The organism is Phaeobacter sp. HF9A (assembly GCF_011806385.1).
Taxonomy (GTDB): Bacteria; Pseudomonadota; Alphaproteobacteria; order Rhodobacterales; family Rhodobacteraceae; genus Epibacterium.
The window spans coordinates 1-3986 of record NZ_JAATOX010000201.1 but is presented as its reverse complement, the minus strand read 5'-3'; the positions used below and the strand labels follow the sequence as shown (position 1 = coordinate 3986).

Annotated in this window: 4 protein-coding genes and 1 pseudogene; all 5 read left to right on the top strand. The window is 64.2% G+C overall.

Going from position 1 to position 3986, the window contains the following annotated elements; genetic code table 11:
- A pseudogene (locus HCZ87_RS20055) lies at nt 1–283 on the top strand (F0F1 ATP synthase subunit beta); the annotation flags it as partial.
- A gap of 11 nt (nt 284–294) precedes the next feature.
- On the top strand, nt 295–708 hold the full coding sequence (locus HCZ87_RS20050) for a F0F1 ATP synthase subunit epsilon (RefSeq protein WP_167646793.1): 414 nt from the start codon (nt 295–297) through the stop codon (nt 706–708).
- Between the two features lie 112 nt (nt 709–820).
- Complete coding sequence (locus HCZ87_RS20045; protein ID WP_167646791.1) at nt 821–1177, top strand: H-type lectin domain-containing protein; 357 nt, start codon at nt 821–823, stop codon at nt 1175–1177.
- A gap of 231 nt (nt 1178–1408) precedes the next feature.
- Nucleotides 1409–1846, top strand: a complete 438-nt coding sequence (locus HCZ87_RS20040) for a hypothetical protein (protein ID WP_167646789.1) — start codon at nt 1409–1411, stop codon at nt 1844–1846.
- Between the two features lie 174 nt (nt 1847–2020).
- Nucleotides 2021–3986, top strand: a 1966-nt coding sequence (locus tag HCZ87_RS20035) for a heavy metal translocating P-type ATPase (protein ID WP_167646787.1), incomplete at its 3' end; no start/stop codon positions are given.

Genomic DNA, 3986 nt, shown 5'->3' with positions numbered 1-3986 from the left:
AGACATCATCGCCATCCTCGGCATGGACGAACTCAGCGAAGAGGACAAGCTGACCGTTGCGCGTGCGCGTAAGATCCAGCGTTTCCTGTCCCAGCCGTTCGACGTTGCGAAGGTCTTCACCGGCTCTGACGGTGTGCAGGTTTCGCTCGCGGATACCATCTCCTCGTTCAAAGCTGTTGTGGCTGGCGAGTACGATCACCTGCCCGAAGGCGCCTTCTACATGGTTGGCGGCATCGACGAAGTGATCGCCAAAGCCGAGAAAATGGCTGCTGACGCGGCCTAAGGAGGGCCCTTATGGCTGATACGATGCAATTCGATCTCGTGAGCCCGGAGCGTAGCCTTGCTTCGCTTCAGGTTCGCGCGGTCCAGATCCCAGGCTCCGAGGGTGATATGACGGCGATGCCCCTGCACGCGCCGACGCTCACCACCCTGCGCCCGGGCATCCTGAAGGTGGACTCACCGGAAGGCGCGTCGGAATATCTGGTCACTGGCGGCTTTGCTCAAATCACCGCAGAGGGCCTCTCGGTTCTCGCGGAACGTACAATCCCCATGACCGAGATGACCCGCGCCCATCTGGACGAGCTCATCGAGGAAGCCCGCAACACCTATAAGACCGTCAAGGAAGACAATTCCGAACACGGTCTGGTGGCAGACGCGGCCAAGCTGCTTGCAGACATGGAAGCGCTCGGGACCCACATGGGCCTTTGATAGACGTCACATGTGACGTGCCAGGAACCGGCCCGCATCTTGCGGGCCGGTTTCTTTTGTTTCATGCTGGGCAAATACATCCCAACCCCTTTTCCTGGCTTGAGTTCTCCTCGTGAAATCCCTGACCCTCCGCAGTTCCCGTATTGGTTTTCTTCAAGGCGATGCCGAGGTGTTCTCCGAATTCGACAGCGGCGGATCCATGTGGACAGGGCAGGGGCCGCGCGAACGTCGTCTGGCGGTTCGCTTCACCCGCCCCTTCCGCAGGGCGCCGGGGGTGCAGGTCTCGGCCTCGCTGGTGGATATGCATCAGGATACCGCCCACCGCATGGAGCTGGTGGCGGAAAATGTCACCGAGACGGGCTTTGACGTGGTGGTGCGCACCTGGTCCGACACCCGCGTCGCCCGCGTCCGCGCCGCCTGGATGGCGATCGGCGATCTGCCGTTCGAGGATGATTGGGACGTGGAATAGGGGGGGGCGGTGTGGCGTCACCTGTGTTCTACGCTGATCCAAAGTCGAATGAGAGCGATTGTCAGCAGCGAGCCCATTGCTACCGGTCCGGAATGATCTAAAACATCGGCAGATTATGTGAATTTTGGATGCAGTTCGATGTCGCGAAATCTGGGTCCGTTACTCAATCCTGGGTCACCCAAAGCTATGGCGATCACGCTGGGTCGCAGAGCTTTTCTACATGAAATGCTCATGGCCGCTTTGCTGTCGCTAGCGCTTCCGATTACGAGTCTGGTTGGCGTCTACCTCTATTTTTACAGCAGCGATGTGAACCTTATCGGCCTCATGGTCGGCGTTGTCACCGTTTCCGCAGCAACGGCGATTCCCTTGATTTACTACGCCTCGCTAAGGCTCAACGCTGCTACCCTCGCCAGGGAAAGGGTCTATTCTGACGAGCCGGAGCGACTGATACACAAACCGTTCGAGGGGCCGTTCCTGCTACGACGGTCCATCGTCGCGGGCTCGGTCAAATCCCGCATCCTCGCAATGTTCCCGGGATGCCTAGGTTTTGGCTTGGAATTCGCACTTATGTCTTATCTAACGGGCGCCGGCGCTTTCCTTTTCCTCAATGTTCCGATCGGCGGGACGCTCGTCATTCAAGCGTTCATCGTGGCAAATCTCCTTCGATAAACGGCCGCTTAGTCCCGCAAAACTGCCCTCTGCAAATCTAACGGAGCGCGGAAAACTGTCTGATCCGGCGCAAGCAAGCACTGTAAAAAAAATCTCCTATCCTCTCTTGAGCTTCCAGTGACGGGAAGCCCTACATAAGGCTCAATCGCGAAAGATCCGCAAAGGAATCAGATCATGAGCCATCCCATCGCCGCCACTCTCTCGATTGAAGGCATGTCCTGCGCGGGCTGCGTGGGGCGGGTGGATCGCACCTTGGCGGCGCTGCCGGGGGTGACAGATGTCTCTGTCAACCTCGCGACAGAGACCGCGCGGCTGACCGTCGCCGACCCCGCCGACCTGCGCGCCGCCGATGCCGCCCTGCGCGACATGGGCAAACCCGCCCGCCACCAGACCGTGCAGCTTGCGGTCGAGGGCATGACCTGCGGCGGCTGCGTGGGTCGGGTGGAGCGCGCGCTGGAGGCGCTGCCCGGTGTCGTCTCGGCCAATGTCAACCTCGCAACTGAGAGCGCCCGGGTGGAGATCCTGCAAGGGGTGCTGACTCCCTCGCAAGTGGCTGCCGCCAGCACCACAGCAGGCTACCGTGCCCGTCTGGCCGCCGCCAGTGACACCGAGGATCGAAGCGCCCGCAAGGACCGCGAGGCCCGCGCGCTGCGCCGTCAGGTGGGGGTTGCGGCGCTGCTGACGCTGCCGGTCTTCCTTCTGGAAATGGGCGGCCATATGGTGCCCGCCCCGCATCACTGGATCGCGGCCAATATCGGGCTTACGACCTCCTGGATCTTGCAGGCGGTTCTGACCTCGGCGGGGATGTTCGGGCCGGGGCGCGCCTTCTTTACCCTCGGTCTGCCGGCGCTGCGCAAGGGCGCGCCGGATATGAACAGCCTTGTGGCGATGGGGTCGGGCGCGGCCTGGCTCTATTCGCTGGTGGCGACCTTCCTGCCCGCGCTGCTGCCCGCCGCGGTGCGCGCGGTCTATTTCGAGGCCGCAGCGATGATCATCACCCTGATCCTGATCGGCCGCTGGCTGGAGGCCCGCGCCAAGGGCCGCACCGGCGCCGCCATTCAGGCGCTCGTCGGCTTGCAGCCCCGCAGCGCCCGCCGCCTGACCAAGGACAACCAGCCCGAGGATGTGGCGGTCGAAGACCTCGCCCCCGGCGACCGGATCCTGATCCGCCCGGGCGAGCGCATCCCCACCGATGGCGAAATCCTTGAGGGCAGCGCCCATGTGGACGAGAGCATGATCTCGGGCGAGCCGATGCCGGTGGAAAAAACCATCGGCGATGTGGTCACCGGCGGCACCATCAACGGCGCCGCCAGTCTCACCGTGGCCGTCACCCGCACCGGCGCCGAGACCACGCTGGCCCAGATCATCCGCATGGTCGAAGAGGCCCAGGGCGCCAAGCTGCCGATCCAGAGCCTGGTGGACAAGGTCACCCTGCGCTTTGTTCCGGGGGTGATGGCGGCGGCGGCGCTCACCGTGGCGGTCTGGCTGCTGCTGGGGCCGGCGCCGGTGCTGACCCATGCGCTGGTTGCCGGGGTCTCGGTGCTGATCATTGCCTGCCCCTGTGCCATGGGGCTGGCGACGCCGACCTCGATCATGGTGGGCACCGGCCGCGCTGCCGAACTCGGGGTGCTGTTTCGCAAGGGCGACGCGCTGCAAGCCCTGAGCGAGGTCGATATCATCGCTTTTGACAAGACCGGCACCCTGACCGAAGGCCAGCCCCGCCTAGTGGATGTGACCCCGCGCGGCGGTTTCACCCGCGCCGAGGTTCTGGCTGCGGTGGCGGCTGTCGAGGCGCGCTCCGAACATCCCATCGCCCGGGCGGTGGTGGCAGCGGCAAGCGCCGAGGGGCTGCGCCTGCCGCAGGCCAGCGGCTTTACCTCGCTGACCGCGCGCGGCGTGCTGGCGATGGTGGATGGGCGCGAGATCCGCGTTGGCAGCGCCCGGCTCATGTCGGAGGCGGGCATCACCGTCGATGCGCTGGCGCGGCAGGCGCTGGAGCGCGCGGATCGCGGCGAAAGCGTGCTCTATGCCGCTATCGACGGCGAGCTCGCCGCTGTTCTGGCCGTGGCCGACCCGGTAAAGCCCAGCAGCCGCGCCGCCATCACCGCCCTGCGCGCCATGGGCAAGGATGTGGCGATGA

Excerpts from the sequence above, each read along its gene's own strand:
- HCZ87_RS20040 (WP_167646789.1), top strand. The coding sequence starts at position 1,409 with ATGGCCGCTTTGCTGTCGCTAGCGCTTCCGATTACGAGTCTGGTTGGC.
- HCZ87_RS20050 (WP_167646793.1), top strand. The coding sequence starts at position 295 with ATGGCTGATACGATGCAATTCGATCTCGTGAGCCCGGAGCGTAGCCTT.